The organism is Blautia sp. MSK20_18, from assembly GCF_020553125.1.
Lineage (GTDB): Bacteria > Bacillota > Clostridia > Lachnospirales > Lachnospiraceae > Blautia_A > Blautia_A fusiformis.
Genome location: NZ_JAJCGR010000006.1, coordinates 1 through 23,142 on the forward strand (window position 1 = coordinate 1; position 23,142 = coordinate 23,142).

20 protein-coding genes are annotated in these 23,142 nt (G+C 45.8%); 12 read left to right on the forward strand and 8 right to left on the reverse strand.

Annotated features, from left to right (window positions below):
* From LI091_RS05200 to LI091_RS05220, 5 genes are all read left to right on the forward strand, one after another.
* Window positions 1-438: GTP-binding protein (locus tag LI091_RS05200; RefSeq protein ID WP_265190907.1), on the forward strand; the 438-nt coding region annotated here is incomplete at its 5' end.
* Between the two features lie 122 nt (window positions 439-560).
* Window positions 561-1,511, forward strand: coding sequence for a TIGR03943 family putative permease subunit (locus LI091_RS05205; RefSeq protein WP_265190908.1), 951 nt, complete (start codon window positions 561-563; stop codon window positions 1,509-1,511).
* Between the two features lie 79 nt (window positions 1,512-1,590).
* Window positions 1,591-2,169 carry an aminoacyl-tRNA hydrolase gene (pth, locus tag LI091_RS05210; protein WP_015525511.1) on the forward strand — a complete coding sequence of 193 codons (579 nt, stop codon included), beginning with the start codon at window positions 1,591-1,593 and terminating at the stop codon, window positions 2,167-2,169.
* A gap of 7 nt (window positions 2,170-2,176) precedes the next feature.
* The gene (mfd, locus tag LI091_RS05215; RefSeq protein ID WP_129975133.1) at window positions 2,177-5,503 is read left to right on the forward strand and encodes a transcription-repair coupling factor; all 3,327 of its coding nucleotides are present in this window, start codon (window positions 2,177-2,179) and stop codon (window positions 5,501-5,503) included.
* 213 nt (window positions 5,504-5,716) lie between these two features.
* Window positions 5,717-6,976, forward strand: coding sequence for an FKBP-type peptidylprolyl isomerase (locus LI091_RS05220; RefSeq protein WP_265190910.1), 1,260 nt, complete (start codon window positions 5,717-5,719; stop codon window positions 6,974-6,976).
* Window positions 6,977-7,082: 106 nt separating this feature from the next.
* Here LI091_RS05220 and LI091_RS05225 read toward each other — a convergent pair whose 3' ends face one another.
* Both LI091_RS05225 and LI091_RS05230 read right to left on the reverse strand, forming a co-directional pair.
* Window positions 7,083-7,880, reverse strand: a complete 798-nt coding sequence (locus LI091_RS05225; protein WP_244095939.1) for an HAD family hydrolase — start codon at window positions 7,878-7,880, stop codon at window positions 7,083-7,085.
* A gap of 10 nt (window positions 7,881-7,890) precedes the next feature.
* Window positions 7,891-9,105, reverse strand: a complete 1,215-nt coding sequence (locus LI091_RS05230) for a DUF4317 domain-containing protein (RefSeq protein WP_173740365.1) — start codon at window positions 9,103-9,105, stop codon at window positions 7,891-7,893.
* An 891-nt stretch (window positions 9,106-9,996) separates the two neighbouring features.
* Between LI091_RS05230 and LI091_RS05235 the strand changes: the two genes are divergently transcribed.
* Window positions 9,997-10,998: a hypothetical protein gene (locus LI091_RS05235; protein ID WP_265190911.1), complete on the forward strand. Its 1,002-nt coding sequence runs from the start codon at window positions 9,997-9,999 to the stop codon at window positions 10,996-10,998.
* 69 nt (window positions 10,999-11,067) lie between these two features.
* Here LI091_RS05235 and LI091_RS05240 read toward each other — a convergent pair whose 3' ends face one another.
* The gene (locus LI091_RS05240) at window positions 11,068-11,712 is read right to left on the reverse strand and encodes an orotate phosphoribosyltransferase (RefSeq protein WP_147603191.1); all 645 of its coding nucleotides are present in this window, start codon (window positions 11,710-11,712) and stop codon (window positions 11,068-11,070) included.
* Between the two features lie 368 nt (window positions 11,713-12,080).
* Window positions 12,081-12,533, reverse strand: a complete 453-nt coding sequence (locus tag LI091_RS05245) for an Hsp20/alpha crystallin family protein (RefSeq protein WP_015525518.1) — start codon at window positions 12,531-12,533, stop codon at window positions 12,081-12,083.
* A gap of 515 nt (window positions 12,534-13,048) precedes the next feature.
* On the opposite strand from LI091_RS05245, the gene LI091_RS05250 reads away from it, so the two are divergent.
* On the forward strand, window positions 13,049-14,680 hold the full coding sequence (locus tag LI091_RS05250; RefSeq protein ID WP_265190913.1) for a glycoside hydrolase family 36 protein: 1,632 nt from the start codon (window positions 13,049-13,051) through the stop codon (window positions 14,678-14,680).
* A 15-nt stretch (window positions 14,681-14,695) separates the two neighbouring features.
* On the opposite strand, the gene LI091_RS05255 is transcribed toward LI091_RS05250, so the two are convergent.
* Window positions 14,696-15,541: an AraC family transcriptional regulator gene (locus LI091_RS05255; RefSeq protein ID WP_173732694.1), complete on the reverse strand. Its 846-nt coding sequence runs from the start codon at window positions 15,539-15,541 to the stop codon at window positions 14,696-14,698.
* A gap of 362 nt (window positions 15,542-15,903) precedes the next feature.
* Here LI091_RS05255 and LI091_RS05260 point away from each other — a divergent pair, with 362 nt between their 5' ends.
* Both LI091_RS05260 and LI091_RS05265 read left to right on the forward strand, forming a co-directional pair.
* Complete coding sequence (locus LI091_RS05260) at window positions 15,904-17,028, forward strand: aldo/keto reductase (RefSeq protein ID WP_173732693.1); 1,125 nt, start codon at window positions 15,904-15,906, stop codon at window positions 17,026-17,028.
* 49 nt (window positions 17,029-17,077) lie between these two features.
* Window positions 17,078-18,169 carry a PTS transporter subunit IIC gene (locus LI091_RS05265; protein ID WP_015525523.1) on the forward strand — a complete coding sequence of 364 codons (1,092 nt, stop codon included), beginning with the start codon at window positions 17,078-17,080 and terminating at the stop codon, window positions 18,167-18,169.
* A gap of 91 nt (window positions 18,170-18,260) precedes the next feature.
* Here LI091_RS05265 and LI091_RS05270 read toward each other — a convergent pair whose 3' ends face one another.
* Complete coding sequence (locus tag LI091_RS05270; RefSeq protein WP_059086226.1) at window positions 18,261-19,352, reverse strand: DnaJ C-terminal domain-containing protein; 1,092 nt, start codon at window positions 19,350-19,352, stop codon at window positions 18,261-18,263.
* Window positions 19,353-19,717: 365 nt separating this feature from the next.
* On the opposite strand from LI091_RS05270, the gene LI091_RS05275 reads away from it, so the two are divergent.
* Both LI091_RS05275 and LI091_RS05280 read left to right on the forward strand, forming a co-directional pair.
* Window positions 19,718-20,671 (forward strand): hypothetical protein, encoded by a 954-nt coding sequence (locus LI091_RS05275; RefSeq protein ID WP_265190914.1) that lies wholly within the window; start codon window positions 19,718-19,720, stop codon window positions 20,669-20,671.
* 77 nt (window positions 20,672-20,748) lie between these two features.
* A complete protein-coding gene (locus LI091_RS05280; RefSeq protein WP_015525527.1) occupies window positions 20,749-21,660 on the forward strand; it encodes a LysR family transcriptional regulator in 912 nt (303 codons plus the stop codon).
* 184 nt (window positions 21,661-21,844) lie between these two features.
* Here LI091_RS05280 and LI091_RS05285 read toward each other — a convergent pair whose 3' ends face one another.
* Window positions 21,845-22,363, reverse strand: a complete 519-nt coding sequence (locus LI091_RS05285) for a nitroreductase family protein (protein ID WP_015525528.1) — start codon at window positions 22,361-22,363, stop codon at window positions 21,845-21,847.
* Window positions 22,364-22,612: 249 nt separating this feature from the next.
* Here LI091_RS05285 and LI091_RS05290 point away from each other — a divergent pair, with 249 nt between their 5' ends.
* A complete protein-coding gene (locus LI091_RS05290) occupies window positions 22,613-22,885 on the forward strand; it encodes an acylphosphatase (protein ID WP_015525529.1) in 273 nt (90 codons plus the stop codon).
* A gap of 13 nt (window positions 22,886-22,898) precedes the next feature.
* On the opposite strand, the gene LI091_RS18610 is transcribed toward LI091_RS05290, so the two are convergent.
* On the reverse strand, window positions 22,899-23,051 hold the full coding sequence (locus tag LI091_RS18610) for a helix-turn-helix domain-containing protein (RefSeq protein WP_255363779.1): 153 nt from the start codon (window positions 23,049-23,051) through the stop codon (window positions 22,899-22,901).
* Window positions 23,052-23,142 lie beyond the last annotated feature (91 nt).

Sequence of the window (23,142 nt, forward strand, 5' to 3'; positions counted from 1 at the left end):
GACGGAGAGTGCGGCTGTGGCCATGATCATGAAGAGCATGAGCATCACCATCACCACGACGGAGAGTGCGGCTGCGGCCATGATCATGAAGAGCATGAGCATCACCATCACCACGACGGAGAGTGTGGATGTGGACATGACCACCACCATCATCATGCAGATGAGGTCTTCACAAGCTGGGGCCGTGAGACTATTAAAAAATATACACGTGAGGGACTTGAGAAGATCCTTGAGGCACTTTCCGAGTCTGATAAATACGGTATCATCCTCCGTGCAAAGGGAATGCTTCCGGCAGAAGACGGAACATGGATCTATTTTGATATGGTTCCGGAAGAAACTGAGATTCGTGAGGGTGCACCGGAATATACAGGCCGTCTGTGCGTGATCGGTTCTAAGCTTGACGAGCATGCACTGGAGGAGCTTTTCGGGATCGCATAAAGCATATGATAAAATAAATGTCCGTTTTGACGCAAAGCCAAAGCGGAATACAGATATAGATTGTTACAGAAAGGAAACAGATACTGTACATTAAATCGTACAGTATCTGATAGGATGGATTTATGGAAGAGACCAGAGTACCCGTTTATCTGATCACAGGTTTTCTGGAAAGCGGCAAGACCTCTTTCCTGAGCTTTACCCTGCAGCAGGATTACTTTCAGATCGATGGAAAAACACTGCTGATCCTTTGCGAAGAGGGTGAGGAAGAATATGATGAGGAAGCACTGAAACAGTGCAATACCGTTGTGGAGAGCATTGACAGTGAGGAAGAGCTTACACCGGAACGACTTGCGGCAATGGAGATCCTGCATCAGCCGGAGCGGGTGATCATTGAGTATAATGGCATGTGGCTGGTAAGTAAATTCGAAGAAATGGAAAAAACGGAAGGCTGGGGCGTGGAGCAGCATATCACCTGTGTGGATGCAAGCACATTCCAGGTCTATATGGCGAATATGAAGTCCCTTTTTATGGACATGGTCCGCAATGCGGATATGGTTATCTTTAACCGCTGCCAGGAGAACGATCCGCTTCCTTCTTACAGAAGAAGCATCAAGGTGGTGAACCAGCGTGCAGAGATCATCTTTGAGGATGAAGAGGGCGAGCTTGGTGATCTTTTTGAGGATGAGATGCCATTTGATATTGATGCGCCGGTGATCGATATCCTTCCGGAGGATTATGGTATCTGGTTTGTGGATTCCATGGATCATCCGGACCGCTATGTCGGAAAAACCGTTCACTTTAAAGCACGTGCCCTGAAGCCGCGTGGAATGGGAAGCAAATTCTTTGTTCCCGGAAGAACAGCCATGACATGCTGTGCAGATGATACCACATTCCTTGGTTATATCTGCAAGAGCGCTTTTGCTCCGAAGATCGCAGAAGGCCAGTGGGTGGATGTTACTGCGAAGGTTGCGTTTGAGAAGAGAATGGAATATCAGGGAGAGGGAGTCGTACTTTACGCAGAGCATGTAGAAGTTTGTGAGCCACTTGCTGATGAGATGGTATATTTCAACTGATACGATCAGAGCATTTGTATGTCTTAAGGCATAAGAGGGCCTGGCGTTGAACCAGGTAAATTACAGCTGAGGAGTTTTTATGTATTTAATTGCAGGTTTGGGAAATCCGGGAAAGCAGTATGAGGCTACACGCCACAACATGGGCTTTGACACCGTTGACTGTCTTGTGGAGAAGCATAATATCCCGCAGGGCGGCGTAAAATTTAATGCCATGTATGGAAAAGGTATCATCGGCGGTGAAAAAGCTATTCTGATGAAACCGCTTTCCTATATGAATTTAAGCGGCGGTCCGATCCAGGAGATGTCCGGCTATTTCAAAATCGATCCAGAGACAGAGCTGATCGTGATCTACGATGATATCGATCTGGAGCCTGGGCAGCTTCGTATCCGCAAAAAGGGCAGTGCAGGCGGACATAACGGGATCAAGGATATCATCCGCCGCCTTGGAACTGAAAAATTTATCCGCATCCGTGTTGGTGTCGGTGCAAAACCGAAAGACTGGGATCTGGCAGATTTTGTGCTGGGTCATTTTTCGGACAGTGATCGCAAGCTTGTGGATGAAGGGATCAATGATGCGGCAGAGGCTGTGGAGATGATCCTGTCCGAGGGCGTAGATGCGGCGATGAATAAATATAACAGAAAAAAGCCTAAGAATTGAGGTTTGTATGGAAGCATTTTTGCATCCTCTGCAGGGTCTTGCAGAGTTTGGGGAAATAAAAAAGCGCTGTGGCGCAAACTGCGGAATTCTTAATGTTTCCGGATGCATGGAGTCCCAGAAGGTCCATCTGATGTATGGACTTTCCGGGCTTTTTCCATATCATCTGATCCTTGCGGATGATGAGCGCAACGCAAAGGAAATCTATGAGGATTACCGCTTCTATGACAAAAATGTATATTTTTATCCGGCAAAGGATCTTCTGTTTTTTCAGGCAGATATACACGGAAATCTTCTGATCCGGCAGCGGATGCGTGTGATCCGGGCACTTCTGGAACAGGAAGAAGTGACCGTTGTTACCAGCATTGACGGATGTATGGATTTCCTGATGCCGCTGGAAAAGATTAGAAGCAGACTTCTTCATTTTAAAAGTGACAGTGTGATCGATCTGGATCAGTTGAAGGAAGAGCTGGTAGAGCTGGGGTATGAACGCACCGGTCAGGTAGAGCTTCCGGGGCAGTTTTCTGTGCGTGGAGGAATCATTGATATCTATCCGCTGACAGAGGATAATCCTTGGCGTATCGAACTGTGGGATGATGAGGTGGATTCTATCCGGAGCTTTGATGCGGAAAGTCAGAGATCTCTGGAAAATGTAGATGAAATTACGATTTATCCGGCCGCAGAAAAGATGGACGGAGAAGATATGGTATCCTTTCTGGATTATTTTCCGGAAGAAAAAACACTGGTGTTTCTGGATGAACTGAACCACCTGGCAGAAAACGGCGAGGGTGTGGAGGAAGAGTACCGTCAGAGTCGTATGCACAGAGAGGAAAAAGGCGAGGCAAATCTTCCGGAGCAGTGGCTATGTGGCTTTCAGGAACTGCAGAAGAAGCTGAACAGACGGAATTGTGTGGCTGTATCCGCACTTTCTCCCAGACGTTCCGGATGGAAGATCAATGAGGAATTTGATCTTACGGTGAAGTCTGTAGATTCTTATAACAGCAGCTTTGAACTTCTGGTAAAGGATCTCCTTCAGTATAAGAGTCAGGGATACCGGATCGCATTGCTCTCCGGTTCCAGGACCAGGGCGGAGCGTCTGGCAAAGGATCTTTCAGAGGAAGGACTGAATGCTTTTTACAGCCAGGACATGGATCGTATCATCAGTCCCGGGGAGATCATGGTTGTCTATGGTCACGCAAGACGTGGCTTCCAGTATCCGCTAATCAAATTTGCAGTGATGACGGAAACCGATATTTTCGGCAAAGAGCAGAAAAAGCGTAAAAAAAAGAAAAAGTACAGCGGAAACAGGATCCAGGATTTTGCAGAGCTTTCCATTGGTGATCTTGTTGTTCATGAAAAGCACGGACTGGGTATTTACCGTGGAATCGAAAAGGTAGAGGTTGACCGTGTTGTGAAGGATTACATCAAGATCGAATACCGGGGCGGCAGTAATCTCTATATCCTGGCAACCCAGCTGGATGCTTTGCAGAAATATTCAGGATCCTCCGAAAATGCAAAAACGCCTAAGCTGAACAAGCTTGGCGGTCAGGAGTGGAATAAGACCAAGAGCCGTGTTAAGGGTGCGGTAAAAAATATCGCAAAAGAGCTGGTAGAGCTTTATGCAGTCCGCCAGGAGAAAGAGGGGTATGTCTGCGGACCGGATACCGTATGGCAGAAGGAATTTGAGGAGATGTTTCCCTATGAGGAGACAGAGGATCAGCTGGCAGCCATTGAGGATACCAAGAGAGATATGGAAAGCACTAGGATCATGGACCGTCTTGTGTGTGGTGACGTTGGTTACGGAAAGACGGAGGTGGCTTTAAGAGCTGCGTTTAAGGCAGTACAGGAAAGCCGGCAGGTGGTTTATCTGGTCCCTACTACCATTCTTGCCCAGCAGCATTACAATACCTTTGTACAGCGTATGAAAGAATTTCCGGTGAAGGTGGAGCTTCTCTGCCGTTTCCGGACATCTGCCCAGCAGAAAAAGACCATCGAAGGGATCAAAAAGGGGCAGGTAGATATTGTGATCGGCACCCACAGAGTTCTTTCAAAAGATGTGGAATTTAAAAATCTTGGACTTCTGATCATTGATGAGGAGCAGCGCTTTGGTGTTACTCACAAGGAGAAGATCAAGCAGATGAAAAAAGATGTGGATGTACTGACGCTGACGGCAACGCCGATTCCGAGAACTCTTCATATGAGTCTCATCGGTATCCGTGATATGAGCGTTCTGGAAGAGCCGCCGATGGATCGTGTGCCGATCCAGACATACGTTATGGAGTACGATGAGGAGACTGTTCGGGAAGCCATCCGCAGGGAGCTTCGCCGGGGGGGACAGGTGTATTACGTATATAATCGAGTCAATGACATTGCCGAAGTAGCCCTTCGGATATCCAGACTTGTGCCGGAGGCCAGAGTGGATTTTGCACATGGACAGATGAGTCAGAGGGAACTGGAGCAGGTAATGTATGATTTTATCAATGGAGATGTGGATGTACTGGTTTCCACCACTATTATTGAGACAGGACTGGATATTTCCAACGTAAACACTATGATCATCCATGATTCGGACAGATATGGCCTTTCCCAGCTTTATCAGCTCCGTGGGCGTGTAGGACGTTCCAACAGGACTGCTTATGCATTCCTGATGTATACCAAAAACAAGATGCTCCAGGAGACCGCGGAGAAACGGCTCAGCGCCATGCGGGAGTATTCAGACCTTGGAAGCGGTTTTAAGATAGCTATGAAGGATCTGGAGCTTCGTGGAGCAGGAAATCTTCTCGGTGCTCAGCAGCACGGGCATATGAACGCAGTTGGTTATGACCTTTACTGCAAGATGCTCAGTGAGGCTGTCAAGGAGGCAAAGGGAATCCGGACTATGGATGATTTTGAGACGACCATTGATCTCAATATTGATGCATTTATCCCGGATTCCTATATCGGCAACGAGTTCCAGAAGCTGGATATTTATAAGCGTATTGCCGGTATTGAAAGCCAGCAGGAATATGACGATATGCTGGAGGAGCTGATCGACCGTTTTGGCGAGCCGACAAAAGCTGTGCTGAATCTTCTTGCCATTGCAAGACTGAAGGCTCTTGCCCATCAGGGATATGTGACGGAGATCAAGCAGCTTGGAAAAGATGTCCGGATCACGCTCTATGAAAAGGCCAAGCTGGATCCCGCAGGTATCCCGGCTATTATGGCGCAGTACCGGAGAGGTTTGCAGTTTAAGGCTGATCATGAGCCGAAATTTATCCTGACACCACAGGGAAGGCTGATCGAAGAGCTGATGAAGTTTGCGGGGGAGCTGGCAAAACTGGCAGAGCCACTGGAGTAAAGGGAAGAATCAGCTAAGCTTAGGGTTATCCACGGGAAAAAACATCCGGTTTGTGGATACCGGATATTTTCCCGGAAAGACTTGTGGATAATTTGTGAAATGTCGTGTAAGTTCGTGAAATTCCTTGCTCTTAAAGGTGAAAACGTTTATAATCAAGTATTATGGAATAAGAGCCGGACCGTGATTCTTATGGACGGATAGATGGAGGATGAAATGAGAAATTCAGTAAAGAAAGCGGCAGTTACTGCTCTTGTCTGCGTTACAGCGGCAGGAATGATGGCAGGCTGCGGAAATAAAAAACTCGATGGTACAAAGATCGCAGTGACAGTCAATAAGCAGGAAATCCCGTTTGGCGTTGTAAGTCTGGCAGCACGTATGCAGCAGGCACAGGCTGAGGCAATGTACAAGATGTATCTTGGCGGTGGAAGCGATATGTCTATCTGGAGTACCAAAATGGATGATGATTCCGATGAGACTTACGGTGAAAATGCGGTAACAACTTCTGTTGAAACTGTTGAAAAGATGTGTCTGGAGAAAGAACACGCTTCCGAGTATGATGTTGAAATCACAGATGATGAGCAGAAGGCTCTTGAGGAAGCTGCCAAGAACTTTATGGCTGCCAATTCCGATGAGACAATTGCAGAGCTTGCGGTTGATGAAGATATGGTGAAGACTTTCCTCGAGCTTGAAACATACGATGTGAAGATGAAGGATGCCATTGAAGCCAAAGCGGACGTGAAGCTGGATGAGAAAGAATATCAGCAGATGTCTTTCAGCTATGCAAGTGCAAAGGTCAGCGGAGATGATCTTTCCGATGATGATATCAAGAAGAATAAAGAGAATCTTCAGAAGTTCTATGACAAGGTTAAAGAGGATCCGGCTGCAGATTTCAATACTCTTGGAGATGAGATCTCCAAGGATATGACCGCAACAACCGGAACATGCCCTACCTATGAGGAAGGTGATGACAGTGCTGCTAACGGAACTACTTATCCGGATGAGGTTCGTACCGCTTTAAGAAAGCTGGACGAGGGTGCACTGAACGAGGAGATCATAAAGACAGATTCCGTATGGTATGTTGTGAGACTGGATTCCAAGAATGATAAAACTGCAACGGAGAGTAAGAAAGAGTCTCTGACAAACACCAAGAAGGATGATTTTTATAATGATACAACAGATGGCTGGAAGAAGAAAGCTGATATCAAAGAAGAGAAAAAATTGATTAAGAAGATCAAGATCACAGATAATCATAGCTTTACGATCCAGACTCCAACTCCGACACCGGACCCGGATGTAACTGAGACACCGACAGCAGATTCTGCAAAGGCTGAGGCAACCGAGACACCGGCAGCTGAGGAGCAGACTGATGTGACCGAGACACCGGAGACAGAGGGAGATTCTGCAAAGGCTGATGAGGAGACTGCAGACAGTACAGAATCTGAGGCAGCTGCTACACCGGAAGCTGAGAAATAAGATACAATGTTTACAATGGAATGATAAGAGAAAAGACAACGAGCCGTGTACGGATTTATCGTACACGGCTCGTTTTTTGTAATACTCATGCCTGCTTTACGGATCATCAGATCAGATCGAGATGCTCCAGTGCGTGAAGAATCCCGTCCCTGTCGACTGCGCTTGTCTGGTATGTGCAGTGCTTTTCGATGCCTCCGTAAGCATTTCCCATAGCAACGCCGACTCCGGCAGCTTTCAGCATGGGAAGGTCGTTGGGACTGTCTCCGAATGCATAGCAGTTTTCCCTGGGGATGGAAAGGCGATCCAGGAGAAATTCCATGCCTGTGGCTTTGCTGGTACCCTTTTGTGTGACTTCCCAGATTCCGTCTCCGTGATCAAAATAGGTGTAATGATCATTACAGAAGCTGCGGAATTTTTCGACATCGGAATCCGGCAGCATATGTACCAGGAATTTGTCATAGGAGTAAGTGCAGGCATCCTCCCGATTGAATTTCGTGATGTCGACCATTGGAATTTCTTTTCGCATTTTGACTCCGAATTCGGACTGGGCCGGAGATGCGCCATCATACAGGATCTCAGTGTTGGATTCAAAAATTGCCTCGATCTTGCATTTGCGGAGAAGGTCTACGGTTTCCTTGCACAGAAGATTTGGGACTGTGCGGAAAAAAAGCAATTTGTTGTCCATGTAAATGTGGGTTCCACAGCCGTATATATAGCCATCGAAATGAAGCTCTGAGAGTGCAGAGGGCATCATTACTTTGGTGCGGCCGGTGTTGATGAAAAGAAGATGACCGTTTTCATGGGCTTTTGTGAGGGCGCGGCTGGTGCTCTCCGGAACCTTGAAGGGGTGAGGCGTAAGCAGTGTGCCGTCTATGTCGAAGAACAGGATTTTTTTATCGTTCATAAGGTCTCCTTTAAAATGGGATTTCTTCTTCGGTGTTACTGTTATCAATGTCAGTAATATCATTAACAGGAAGCGGTTCTGCGGATGTATCTTTAACAGAGTTCAGTGTGCTGACACGGATGCCGTTGAGTTCTATTTCACTTTCCATGGGGATCACAAGGCATTTTCGACCATCGATGATGCGGGTTTCTACCAGTTCTGCCCGGTCCGGTGCTACGTGGATCACCACGTCAGGGGTTTTGATCTCGAATTTCCGGGTGTTGGTGATGTTGGATGCTACCAGAGCTGATTTTTCTCCTGCGGCAAGCTCATACTGTTCATCGAAGTTCTGGAGCTTTTCGTCTTCTACGCCGCATTCTTCGAAGAGACGTTTGACTTCGGATTTGGTGAGGACAACAGGTTCCGGTTCGTCCTTCTGGGATTCGATGAGATCGTTGAGCTTTTCGTGGATCTCAAGGACTGTGTCGTAGGCACAGTCATCACCAAGGGTTTCTTCCACCAGAGCATTGAAGGAGTCACGCTGGGTTCCGGCAGATAGTGGTGTGGTGCAGCCGAAGACTTCTTCCATCATGGTGGAGCGGAGATTTTCGGCGTTTTTGGTGTAGTAGAGAAGTCCGTGGATATCGGTACTGCGGTCGTTGAACTGTGGGAAAAGGAAGCCCCAGTCAGGCATTTCTACCAGCCAGTCCCGGATACGGTCTTCAATATTGTTTGTCTCTGCATTGTAATGCAGGCCTGCTTTGGAGAGCTTGACCGGGCAGATACTGCAGAGGATGTGATCGTAGATCTCATCGGAAGCGTCGAACATTTCGGCACCGTCGGAGGATTTGCCGGGGATGTCGTAGACTGCGTGGATGAGGATGATGTAGTAGTTTTCACCGTAGTCGTAGTTTTCTATGATTCTGTCGTAGAAGGCTTCGGTGAGGGTGTCGTCGGTGAGTTTGCTTTTGCGGAGTTTCATGAGGAAGTTTTGGGTTCCGCCTTCGGTTTCCTGATCCAGAGGAAATTCCATGTTGATGAGGTTTTTTCCGATGGTGCCGGTGAGGGTTTTTCGGAAGATGTCGAAGTATTTGAAGGTTTCTTCCTCTGATAAGGATAAGAAGGCTTCTTTGAGTTCGGTTTTTTTGTTTTTTTCACCGTCTACGTAGCAGCCGCAGATGCGGGTGATGGAGCAGCGGTCAGGGGTGAATTGTTTTTTTATTTCTGCGATTTCTTTTTTGTTCATGTGTGGTTTACCTCGGTTTTTTAATTAGTTTGATTATAGCACAGGTGTTTGGTGTGGGCAAGATGACACGGACGGACGTGTGAGATTTGCAGCAGAAGTCCGGGTGCCGTCGTTTCGCCTGGTCATACTAAGCGTCTGAGGTGCCTCACGGAGCGGCCGGCCCATAACTCGCCATGTACGCTGATGCGTACCTGGCTCAGACAGATGGACCTTACCCTGCGGCTTGTGGCCGCCGGGTACCTCTCCGTGAACCACCTCAGACGCTAAGTATGGACCAAGGCTCACTCCAAAGCACCCGGACTTCTGCTGCAAACCTCACACTGTGCGGTCATGGTGGGAGGGGTAGAGTGGTCTGACGGGAGTTGGATGAGCCATCAGCGCTGCGCTGGATGGCTGGGAGGAAAGGCTGAGTTTCCATGTGGTTTGGAGGGAGGTTGTGAGCGTCGGCGCGTTGCTGGACGCTTGTAGTTTGGAAGGTTGAGATTCCATGTGGTTTGGAGGGAGGTTGTGAGCGTCGGCGCGTTGCTGGACGCTTGTAGTTTGGAAGGTTGAGATTCCATGTGGTTTGGAGGGAGGTTGTGAGCGTCGGCGCGTTGCTGGACGCCTGTAGTTTGGAAGGTTGAGATTCCATGTGGTTTGGAGGGAGGTTGTGAATGTCGGCGCGTTGCTGGACGCTGGAAGGTGGTGTCGAAATTTGGAGATGGGTTTTTGTGGTGTTGTGGTGGGATGTGTGGTATGATTTGTATATCTTATAAGATCTATCCATTTATTTGATTTCTTTTTTGCTTCAATGTCTGAAGCGTTTTTTCAAAAATATTTATAAAAACTGTATACAGGGTTTCTGAAGTGTTTGGTTGATGGTATAATTGTATATACCAGAAGGAGTATTGTTTGAGAGATAATACGATTTTTGATGATGTTTTTCGTACTATGATGGAGAAAATGACGTTTCTGGTCGTGCCTTTGATCAATGATGTTTTTCATACATCATACCCGGCTGATGTGGAGATTGTGCAACTGCGTAATGAGTATCAGCGGGTGGATGGTGAGATTATTACGGATTCGCGGCTGTTGATCGGAAACAGGATTTATCATATAGAATGTCAGAGTACGGATGACACGACAATGGCTGTACGGATGATAGAGTATGATTTTGCAACTGCTGTTGAGTTTGCCAGAAAGCAGGGACGGAGGTATCGGATGGAGTTTCCACGTTCTTGTGTGTTGTATCTGAGGAATAGTAGGAATACGCCGGATTTTCTGGAAGTGGATGTGGTTTTTCCGGATGGGGGATGTCATTTGTACAGAGTGCCTGCCATTAAAGTAGAGAATTATACAAAAGATAAGATATTTGAAAAGAGTCTTCTTATGTTGCTTCCTTTTTATATCATGCGATATGAAAAAAGAGGGCATGAGATGAGTGAGAATCCACAACTTTTTCAGGAATTACTGAATGAATATGAAGTGATCCGGAGTAAACTGGAGGTAGAGATCACTGAATCTGGAAGGTCTGAACTGTTCAGTGATCTGATTGGACTGATAACTCGGATATCTGATCATATTTTCAGAAATGAGGAGAAAGTCCGGAAAGGAATAGGTGAGATTATGGGTGGACATGTTCTGGAACTGGAATCTGAGAAAAGGGCAAGACTGATGGCGGAAGCTAAGGAACAGGCTGAAGCACTGGGGCGAGAACAGGGAATGGCTCAGGGAATGGCTCAGGGAATGGCCCAGGGAATGGCTCAGGGAATAGCTCAGGGAATGGCCCAGGGGGAAGAACGACTTAGTGTTCTGATCAACAGGCTTATACTTGATGATCGTGGTAATGAGATCCAGAAGGTTGTTACAGATAAAGAAACGCGTGAAGCCATGTACAGAGAATATCAATTATAATAAGAAAAGATAAAGAGAATCCCCCACTGGTTTTGCTATCCATGGGGGATTCGTTGATTGATCTGAATCTTATAATACAGAATATCCGTAACTGCTGACAATAGCATCGATCTTCTGGCGGTTTTTGCACAGTGGGCAGTTGTCAGAGCGGTAGGAGTGATAGTCCGGGATGTCTCTGGCCTGAAAGATAGAGTGGACAGGGAGTGTGGCTACACTGTCTACACTGCTGTAGATGGCTGCCACGCCGCGGATCTTACCGCCATAGTACAGAACGCTTTCGATAGCTCGGTTCAATGTGGATCCGGTGGTGATGGAACCATTTAGGATGAGGATGTTTTTTCCATTGATCATTGGTTCATAGTTGTCGCGGAAGATCATCTGCCCGGTGCTGTTGAACTCAGGGGTGATGACGTAGATGGTCTGGTGTGCGTTCATGGAAAGGACGCCGGCTTTGGTCAGTTCTTCGGCGAGATAAGCACCGATCACTTCAAGTCCGTCCATGCAGACGATGGTGTCTACCGGAATGGATGCTTCGTAATTTGCTGCGAGAGCGGATGCAATACGCTGTGCTTCAGCGCATCTGGATTTCATAGTAGTGAGATCCAGGTAGTGTGTGATATGGGACTGGGATGTTACGAAGTGTCCCGGAATCATTTTAAGCTGTATGCGGTTGTCATTGCGTGCATAAATTTTTATGATGTTGTCCTGATCCATAATAAAAACCTCCTGTCGTGATCGTGTTTTACGTGGTTGTTCAGGAGAATTATCCTGAAGGATTACGAAACAGATTTATTTAACCGAATGCGGATTGCAAATATCCGATTAGCTGTGCATATTATACCATTAATTTCAAAAAAATGAAATAATATAATGCAAAATATATAAAAAATATTCAAAAAATCAAGCATATTTGTTAAAAAATATCCAATATCATGAAAACTTTGACAAAAGGATCATTACTATAGAGTGAAAGTACTTGTGAGTACGTAGTAAATTGGAAAGAGAGTGTCATATGTATTATTGCGTATAAAAAAGAGGAGGAGAATCCCTATGGATCCTCCCCCTGTGAGAGTGAGTCAATGTCAGCCTTCAATAGATACATATTTATCAGCTTCAATCTCTTCAGCTGCTTTTTTCGGAATAGAAAGTCTCAGAACACCGTTCTCAAATTTTGCATGGACATCTTCGTTTTTTACACCATTACCAACATAGAAGCTTCTGCTTGTGCTGCCGGCATAACGTTCACGGCGGATATAATTGCCTTTCTTGTCTTCCTCGTCTTTGTCAAGACCCTTGGCAGCGGAGATGGTAAGATAACCATCCTTCAGCTGTACCTGTACTTCATCTTTCTTAAATCCTGGAAGATCTACATCCAGCTCATAGCCTTTATCTGTTTCACGTACATCAGTTTTCATGATATTTTTTGCATGTTTGCCATAAAGAGGGTTCTTTCCGCTAAAGAAATTATCTCTGAATCCAAAATCATCCATCCAGTCATCAAATAAGTTTTCTCCAAATACACTCGGGAACATCATAAGTCATTTCTCCTTTCAAATTGAAAAGCCGTTCCGGTGGATCAAGAAATCCAACTGTTGCCGGTATATAGTTACCACTTCGGGTTATTCCGCAGTGGTGATCGTTTGGTTTTATTCTGAACATCTGGAAGTTCTTTTTTATCTCCTTCCTTGTTCTATATGTAATATAACACCTGTTGCTAGCAAAGTCAAGAGGTGAGTGCTAAAAAATTGTGAAGAATTTGTGTTCCGTAAAATGAAAAACTAATTTCCACCTTTAGCCCTTTATGTTCTTATATTAAAAAGCGAATCGGACAAGGTCTGAAAAGCTTATGCAGATTGAACATTCTGCAATGTTATAATAACTTTAAAGCATAGAAAAAACCAAAAAAATCAATATAATAAGGCATATAGACAAAATGTATTAAAAAAATTTTTCGTACATTCTTCTGAGTTGAACAGACGATAGAAAGACAGTATTCATGAGTATGTAGGTAAAGCAAAATGTAAATGAAAAAGTACAGGAGGAGAGAATAATGCAGAAAAAATATGCAGATTTTAAGCTTGGGGTACCGGATTATGTAACAGTGGAAACAGAAGAGGAGAGACTTGTGTGCCAGGGAGGGCAGACGACAGTAGCTGCCGGTGCAACTACTGTGGAATTTCAGGACGCAGGTGAACATGAGGATATATTTGTCACATCCGAGGATGCAGTGAGATGTGTGAAGCTGAGATGGAACTACAAGATCCCGAAATCCGCCAGATTTCTGGGAGATGCCTGGGAACGTACCTATGGTGATGCGGAATGGCATGGAATGAGCGGAAACCGTTATCTGCCGTGGTATTTTCTGGCGAAGCTTTCTGAGAAGGTTCTCTGCTTTGGCGTAAAGGTCCGTCCTTCTGCTATGTGCTGCTGGCAGGTGGATACCAAAGGAATTACTTTGTTTCTGGATGTTCGCTGCGGAAATACAGGAGTACAGCTGAAAGGAAGAAAGCTGTGTGCCGCACAGATCGTCTGCATGGAAGCAGAAGGAGCAGATACTTTTGAAACTGCACAGAAATTCTGTGAAAAAATGTGTACAGATCCGATCTTCCCGGAGTTTCCGGTATATGGAAGCAATAACTGGTACTATGCTTACGGTGACAGCTCCGAAGAGGAGATCTTAAGTGATACCGATTATATCCTGAAACTGACCGAAGGTGTAAAAAATCCTCCGTTCATGGTCATTGATGACTGTTGGCAGGAACATCACCGCCTGGATGAATACAACGGTGGACCATGGACAAAAGGCAATGACAGATTTCCGGATATGAAAGGTCTTGCAGACAAGCTGGAGAAAAAAGGTGTCCGCCCGGGTATCTGGGTCCGTCTGCTTCTTAATGAAGATGAGAATATCCCGGATGAGTGGAGAATTTCCTATAATGACTGTCTCGATCCGTCCCACCCGGATGCACTGGAATATATCCGTAAAGATATCGAGAGAATCTGTGATTGGGGATACACGCTGATCAAGCATGATTTTTCTACCTTTGATCTCTTTGGAAAATGGGGATTTGAGGCGAATTTAAGAGACAATTCCATGGAGAAATGGCATTTTTATGATCAGACCAAAACCAGCGCAGAAATCGTAAAAATGCTTTATCAGGAGATTTATGATGCTTCCCGGAGCAACAACGCAGTGATCATCGGCTGCAATACCATCGGACATCTCGGCGCAGGCCTGATGCATCTGAACCGGACCGGTGACGATACCAGCGGACGTATCTGGGAGCGTACCAGACGAATGGGCGTAAATACGCTGGCATTCCGTCTTCCGCAGCACAATACGTTTTACCATATTGATGCAGACTGTGTCGGTATTTTCGGAATGATCCCATGGGAGAAAAATCGTCAGTGGGCAGACGTTCTTGCAAAGAGCGGTACACCACTGTTTGTATCCGCAAAACCTGGAGTTTTGAATCCGGAGGAATTTGAGGAGCTGCATCAGATCATGCTGCGTGCATCAGAACAGGAAGAGCATTTTGTTCCGCTTGACTGGGAAGAAATCGACTGCCCGGAGGTATGGGGAGAAAACGGCGAAACTATCACTTATGACTGGTTTGACAACGAAGGTCCGACCATGGATGCTACGGTGGAATACTATAATGCCAAGGTAGTTGTTCCGTAAATCAGGAAAAGTGGTTCAGCAATCCAGAAGATCCTCGGCATGATGATATTTTTCCCGGTATTCCCGTGGCGTCATGCCGGTTTCTTTTTTGAAGGCGCGGGAAAAGGCAAATGGATTTTGATATCCGCAGGAGAACGCCACGCTGGAGACAGGGATATCCGTGACGGTCAGAAGCTCCCGGGCGTTGATGATCTTGGCTGAAGTTAGGAATGCTTGGGGTGTGGTTCCAAGATGTTTTTTAAAAAGTCCGTAAAGGTGGCTGCGGCTGATATGGAGATAGTCAGCAACATCTGTCACAGTGATATTCTGTAGCGGACTTTTTTTGATGTAATCAACAGCCTGTGTGATGTAAAAATTATCGTTGGATTCCATGGTGGTGTAGGAAGCATGAAATTCTTCCTCCAGCAGGGCAATGATCCGGTAAAGACCACTCTGGATATAGGCTTCACTGGAGGGCGTCAGCTGCGGGTGAGTCATCATTTCAAGAATGGTTTCCTGATAGGGAAGAACCGAATTTAGCTGCTGGACCGGAGTTTCTTCAGTAAGATGACAGTGTTCACAAAGTATGGGAGCATTTTCTCCATTGAAACAGATCCAGATATAAGTCCAGGGATCAGAAGGCTCTGCTTTGTAGAGAGAGCTGGTCACAGGAGGAATGAAAAAGCACTGTCCGGCTTTCAAGGTATATTTCCGGTTGTTCATATAGAAATATCCCTGTCCGCTCAGCACAAAATGGATGGTGTAATATCGCCGGACACCAGGGCCGTAGGACTGTTCCGGTGTACATTTTTCCCAGCCGCAGGAAATAAGATGAAGTTCTTTTGATGAAGTCTGGCGGTTCATGACCTGCTTGTTTTTCATGAGAGTTTTCTGCCTTTCGATATATGGTTATTATAAGTAATATCAGTTTAAAATATTTGATCTGAGGTGTAAAGAACAAAGATGAACTGATAGGACAAAAGACAGTTGCCGTGCGATAAACGTGTGGCAGCTGTTTTTCTGTTTTCTGCAAAAATTCAGACGTAATGCAGGCATTGTCTTGACACTTGTAAAAGAAAAAGGTTTACCACCAGGAAAAATATCGTTATAATAGGAGAAACGCAGTTTCTCTGCGGCAAAAATATAACGGTCCGGGAGATATCTGTGTCAGAAATATTGCTTATCCGGTGATATATCAGATGATATGAGGAATTTTCCGGTATGTAATAAGAAGGGAGAAAGATATGGCATATTTAGGTGAAGAGATCAAAAAACTTGGTTTTGGCCTTATGAGACTTCCGCAGAAATCAGAAGGTGTGATCGATGTGGAGCAGACCAAAGTCATGGTGGACAAATTTATGGAAGCCGGATTTACATATTTTGATACAGCATGGGCTTATGCAGGAAGCGAAGATGCTATCCGCGAAGCGCTGGTAGAGCGTTATCCGAGAGAAAAATATCAGTTAGCCACCAAGATGGCAGCCTGGATCAACTGCAAGACAAGAGATGAAGCTCTTGCACAGTTTAAAACATCTCTGGAGAGAACAAAGGCAGGATATTTCGACTTTTATCTTCTCCACAATCTTGGAGAGCACAGAACAAAATATTTTGATGAGTACGGTTTATGGGACTGGATCCATGAACAGAAGGAAGCCGGTCTGATCAGACATGCAGGATTTTCGTTCCACTCCACACCGGAGGAGCTGGATGCACTTCTCACTGCACATCCGGAAATGGAATTTGTACAGCTGCAGATCAATTACGCAGACTGGGAAAATCCGGTGATCCAGTCAAGAGCCTGCTACGAGGTAGCCAGAAAACATGGAAAACCGGTCATTATCATGGAACCTGTAAAAGGCGGCATGCTTGCAACTCCGCCGGAAGCAGTGGAAAAGCTTCTGAAGGAAGCAGAGCCGGAAGCATCCACAGCATCCTGGGCGATCCGTTTTGCGGCAAATCTGGAAGGCGTGATCACCGTACTTTCCGGAATGAGCAATGTTGCACAGATGGAGGATAACCTTTCCTTTATGAAGGATTTCAATGGCCTTACTGACAGCGAGAAGGAGACTCTTGATAAGGCAAGAGAGGCTATGAGCAAAATTCCTCTGATCCCATGTACAACCTGTAACTACTGTGCAAAGGTCTGTCCGATGGAAATTGGAATTTCCGGTTCTTTTACAGCAATGAATTATCTGACATTGTACGGAAATAAAGCCGCCGCAGCGCATCAGGAAGACTGGCTGGTAGTCAGTCATGGCAGAAAGCGTGCAGATGAATGTGTAAAATGCGGACAGTGTGAGGAAGTATGTCCGCAGCATATTTCCATCCGCGAGGAACTTGAGAAAGTAAGCGAGGCTTTTTGCAAATAAAGGAACTGATCCGGCAGGAAGCGGATCAGGGTAAGGAGAGAGTTTAAAAATGGAAAAATTCAAAGCATTTCTAAAACGGAAGGATATCGAGATCTCTCTGAAGAGATATGGTATCGATGCACTGGGAGCTATGGCACAGGGACTTTTCTGTTCCCTGCTGATCGGTACGATCATCAACACCATTGGCACACAGTTTCACATTCCGTTTCTGACTATGGCAGTTGCCACAGTCAATGATACCCAGTATACAGTAGGTTCTCTGGCATCTGCCATGAGCGGCCCTGCCATGGCAGTAGCCATCGGTTACGCCTTGCATTGCCCGCCGCTGGTATTGTTTTCGCTGATCACCGTTGGATTTGCCTCCAACGCACTTGGCGGAGCAGGCGGTCCTCTGGCTGTACTGTTTGTTGCCATTGTTGCAGCTGAGATCGGTAAGGCAGTTTCAAAGGAAACAAAGATCGATATCCTTGTAACGCCTCTTGTAACCATCGGTGTGGGCGTAGGTCTTTCCGCATGGTGGGCACCGGCTCTTGGAAAAGCTGCCATGAAGGTAGGAAGCGTGATCATGTGGGCAACAGATCTGCAGCCATTCTTTATGGGAATCTTGGTTTCTGTATTTGTTGGAATCGCACTGACGCTGCCAATCTCTTCTGCTGCGATCTGCGCGGCTCTGGGACTTACCGGACTGGCAGGCGGCGCTGCAGTAGCGGGCTGTTGTGCGCAGATGGTCGGTTTTGCGGTCATGTCCTTCAGGGAAAACAAATGGGGTGGTCTTGTCTCTCAGGGAATTGGAACTTCCATGCTCCAGATGGGTAATATTGTCAGAAATCCAAGGATCTGGATCGCTCCGATCGTAACATCTGCTATCACAGGACCTATTGCAACTTGCTTGTTCAGGCTTCAGATGAACGGAACTGCTGTATCCTCAGGAATGGGTACCTGCGGTTTTGTAGGTCAGATCGGTGTGTATACAGGATGGATGAATGATATTGCAGAAGGAACCAAGACAGCTGTTACAGCTATGGATTGGGCAGGACTTTTCCTGATCTCTTTTATTCTCCCGGCAGTTCTCTGCCCGTTGATCAATATGTTTGTACGTAAGCTCGGATGGGTGAAAGATGGAGATATGACGCTGTCATAAGCTATATCAGATCTTACTTTAAAATCAAAAAAGAGTATCACAGGAACTCATTGATAGTGATGAGCTTTGTGATACTCTTTTATTTTAACTTTTATGCTACATGTGATCCGGTGGCATTACTCCGTTCCAGTCCACAGGCCTTTGCATATTCATGGAGTTTCTCTTTTGCGGAATAATTCAGATTCTGAGGAACTTGGATCTGAATGGTTACATACTGATCACCGCGGACGGAAGGGTTCTTCATGGAAACAATGCCTTTTCCTCTCAGGCGGATCTTGGAACCGGACTGCATACCTTCCCTGATCTTACAGATAACATTTCCGTAAAGGGTGGGAACGGTGGCTTCACCGCCGAAAACAGCGGTTGTGTAAGGAATAGAAATGGTGGTATAAACATCCGATCCCTTTCGTTCATAGCCAGGACGTGTTCCTACGGTAACCTTCAGAAGAAGGTCACCAGGCTCACCGCCGCCGGTTCCGGGCATGCCTTTTCCTTTCAGACGGATACTCTTGCCGGTATCAATACCTGCCGGAATATGAATCTGAAGTGTCTGCGGTGCACCGGAGCTTCCGTCCGGACCGGACAGAGAGATCCTTTTATCTGCACCAAAAGCTGCCTCATCAAAGGTAACGTTGATGCTGGCCTTCACATCAGAGCCTTTTTGCGGAAAATCCTGTTGATGGAATCCGCCGAAGCCGTTGCCACTGTGAAAGCCACTTCCGCCAAATCCACTGTGAAAGCCGCCACCGTTACCGGTGAAATGCTCATATGTGCCATTGCTGCCGAAACCGCGGCTTTCGCCGTGACTGCCGTGGAACATATTTCCGAAGATATCACCAAAAATATCGTCCATATTTTCACCGTTAAAATGAAATTCCTGATAGCTGCCATTGCCGCCACCCTGGAATCCGCCGAATCCACCGGCACCTGCGCCGGCTCCAGGATCAGCTCCTGCTTCAAATGCGGCATGACCAAACTGATCATACATTTTTTTCTTCTTTGGATCACTTAAGACATCGTAGGCTTCGTTTACTTCTTTAAATTTATCTGCGGCATCTGCATTACCGGCGTTTGTATCCGGATGATATTTTTTGGCCAGTTTACGATATGCTTTTTTTATTGTTTTTTCATCTGCGTTCCGGTCAATGCCCAGAACATCGTAATAATCTCTTTTTACTGCCATGGTATTCACCTTCCCTTATATTATAGTCTGCAGCGTCCCGGATGATTGATCTGTCCTCTCAGAGGACAGATCTCCCGGACTGTCATATATTGAACGTATGCGTATAAAATTCCCCGGGAAAAATCCCGGGGGCATTACTTTTATATTGTTCTATATGTAATATAACACTACTAATTAAAAGTGTCAATACCTGCATTGTGGAAAAGAACATTTTGGACTGCAATGAGAGATATGATTCTTACAGCTATCAGCTGAAAATATGATATAATACTACCATAAATTCCGGTGCGGTCTGCTCAGTAAATAAAAAACAGAGAGAGCCGCAGATCAGAGAAAGATCCAAAAAAGAAAAGGAGGCGTATAATATGAGAAAAAGAACTCTTCTGTCCCATATAAAGGCAGTAAAAAGGCTGGTACTTCTGACACTTATACTGGCAGCAGCTTTTCCGGCGACGATCCGGGAGACAAAGGCAGCAGCAGGAACCACTTTTAAAGTCAAAGTCACAGATGGATACCTGGCTCTCCGGAGTGAGAAGGCTTTTGACAAAGGCAATGAGATCGGACAGCTGAATACAGGAGATCTTGTGGAAGTTACAAATCGGAAGGACGCTACCTACTGGTATGCATACGTGCCAAGACTGGATAAATCCGGATATCTGGACAAAAACTATATCCAGATAGCAGAGAACGCCACAGCTTCCAACGATTCCTGGACAGTAAAGGTAAAAAAAGGCTATCTGGCTCTTCGAAGTACCGCAGCTTACAATGACAGTAACGAGATCGGACGTCTGAATACCGGAGATGTCGTTCTTGTAAAGGACAGCAGTGATTCTACTTACTGGTACGTATATGTTCCGGGGCTTGATAAATCCGGATATGTGGATAACCGTTATATTTACAACAGTGGTCTGTGGACAGTTAAAGTAGAAACTGGTTATCTTGCCCTTCGCAACAAGGCAGCCTATAATGAAAGCAATGAGATCGGACAGCTGAATACCGGTGACACGGTTCAGGTGAAGGACACCAGCAACGATCAGTACTGGTATGTATATGTTCCGCAGTTGGATAAGACCGGTTATGTTGACAGGAACTATCTTACCGGAGGCTCAGGTACGACAACTCCATCCATGACTGTTAAAGTGGAAAGCGGATATCTGGCTCTGCGCAGTACAAAGGCGTATGACAAGGACAATGAGATCGCCCAGCTGAATAACGGAGATACGGTAGAAGTCATTGAGAAGAAAGACAGTACTTACTGGTATGTATATGTTCCGAAGATTGGAAAAGAAGGATATGTAGATAAGAACTACCTTAAATAAAAAGATAAAGGATGCTTGTTGCCGGATCTGCCTGAAGAGGAACAGAAAGCCGGAACAAGAAACGGGGAGGCAGAAAGATGACTCTGGCACAGCTCAGATATACCATAGCAATTGCAAAAGCCGGATCTATGAACGAGGCAGCAAAAAGCCTTTATATTTCTCAGCCCAGTCTTTCCACGGCAATCCGGGAGCTGGAAGCAGAAACCGGTGTTGAGATCTTCCGAAGAACGAACCGAGGAATCGCCGTAACGCCTGCAGGCGAAGAATTTCTGGGGTATGCAAGGCAGGTGGTGGAACAGTACGAACTGATGGAAGCCAAATATATTTCTAAGGAACAGTCACGCAAAAAATTCAGTGTTTCCATGCAGCATTATACCTTTGCAGTTAATGCCTTTGTGGAGCTGGTAAAGCAATTCGGCATGGATGAGTACGAATTTGCGGTCCACGAGACCAAGACGCATCAGGTCATCGAGGATGTCCGTAATTTCAAGAGTGAGATCGGGATCCTCTACGTAAATGATTTTAACCGTAAGGTACTTACAAAAATGTTTCACGAGTATGGTCTGGAGTTTCACGAACTTCTCAACTGTCGGATCTACGTTTATATGTGGAAGGGGCATCCTCTGGCGAAGCGTGAGAAGATCACGCTGGAAGAACTGAAGGAATATCCGTGTCTGTCCTTTGAACAGGGAGGAAATAACTCTTTTTATTTTGCTGAGGAGGTTTTGAGCACCTATGAATACAAACGGCTGATCAAAGCCGATGACAGGGCTACTATGCTGAACCTGATGGTAGGACTGAATGGATATACCTTATGCTCCGGTATTATCTGTGAGGATCTTAATGGTTCCGATTACTGTGCTGTGAAGCTGGATTCCGATGAGATCATGACAATCGGTTATGTTGCCAGAAAGGGTGTTAACATCAGTGCCCTTGGGAAAAAATATCTGGAGGAGATTTCTAGATATAAGGATAAAGCACTGAAATAAGAGAAAATAAAATCTGACAGATCACTGCCGGAGAAGACGGGAAAAGCTTCTGGTATTTATGATACCGGAGGGTTGTTTCCCTGTGTATTCTCAGATACGTAGCGATGCGTATCATGCAGGAATCTGTCAGATCTTTATTTACATTAAAAGTTTTTGGCAGTGGAAATTTTATTCTGCAAGCCGATCACACACGGATCACAAAACCATCTTTACGCGGTTTGGCTGTTGGATACTCACAGTCACGGTATCCAAGAACACAGTGGCCCACGCCGATATATTCCTCCGGAACACCCCACTGCTTCTTCAGCTCTTTTCCTTCCTCGGAGTCAAAAACTTCTCTTGCACGGTGAATCCAGCAGGAGTCCACGCCGAGAGCATGTGCGGCATTCATGAGATTTCCCATCACAAGACTTCCGTTTTCCACACAGGTGCCCATTTTGCTGTCGGAAAAGACAATGATCACAGTTGGGGCGCCGTAGAACGGATCTGAGGTGCTGCCCATAACAGCTGCGTTCATTTTGGAAAGCCTTGCAACCAGCTCCGGATCCTGTGTCACTACCATAAGAGTGCTCTGCTGTCCCATGCCGCTGGGGGAATATTCTCCCGCCTCCAGGATCGTATCCAGAGTTTCTTTCGGAACAAGCTCTTTTTTGTAGGCGCGGATGCTTCTGCGTTCTAACAGGTTTTTGATGCTTTCATTCATGATCATTACCTCCTGATGTTAAATTTTGTTGAAAATATTTTCTGCAAAAGAAAGTAAATTTCTTTTTATTCTGATAAAAACCATTATAACGCAGATGATTATAGTTTCCAATAGATAGAAGGATATAACTTTACAATTTATAAAGAAATATTATATAATCTGGTTATGATATTCCTGCGGCGGATGCGGGAGAATTTCGGGTGGAGATACAGAGACAGAATAGTTAAGACAGAAAATATGAGGTGCCAGATGGAAAAGATTCGGAAACATTTTTATTTTTCAGGAAGAGTACAGGGAGTAGGCTTTCGTTACCGCTCCTATTATATTGCACAGTCCATGGGACTGACCGGCTGGGTACGGAATCTCTGGGATGATCGTGTGGAAATGGAAGTACAGGGAACCAGAGAAGAAATCCGGGAGATGGTAGAACGCCTTTCTCAGCAGAGCTTTGTGGAGATCGAGGGGATTGAAGCAAGGGAAATCCCACTGGAGGAGGAGTTTGGCTTTCATGTGAGAGAATAGTGAAATAGCCGGTTCATTCCAGCTCCAGTGCCAGATACAACAGAACAGCGTCCCGGAATTTTCGGGGATTGAGACCACATTTTTTATAAATGTGGTTTAATTTATATTGAAGAGTATTTTTGTGGAGAAAAAGCTTCTCTGCGGCATCAGCCAGAGACATTTCCAGGGAAAAATAAGTTCACAGAAGGTTCTTTTCATCCGGGGACAGCTGATAACCAAACAGCAGAACAGTTATTTGGCTGCAGAGCTGCGCAGAA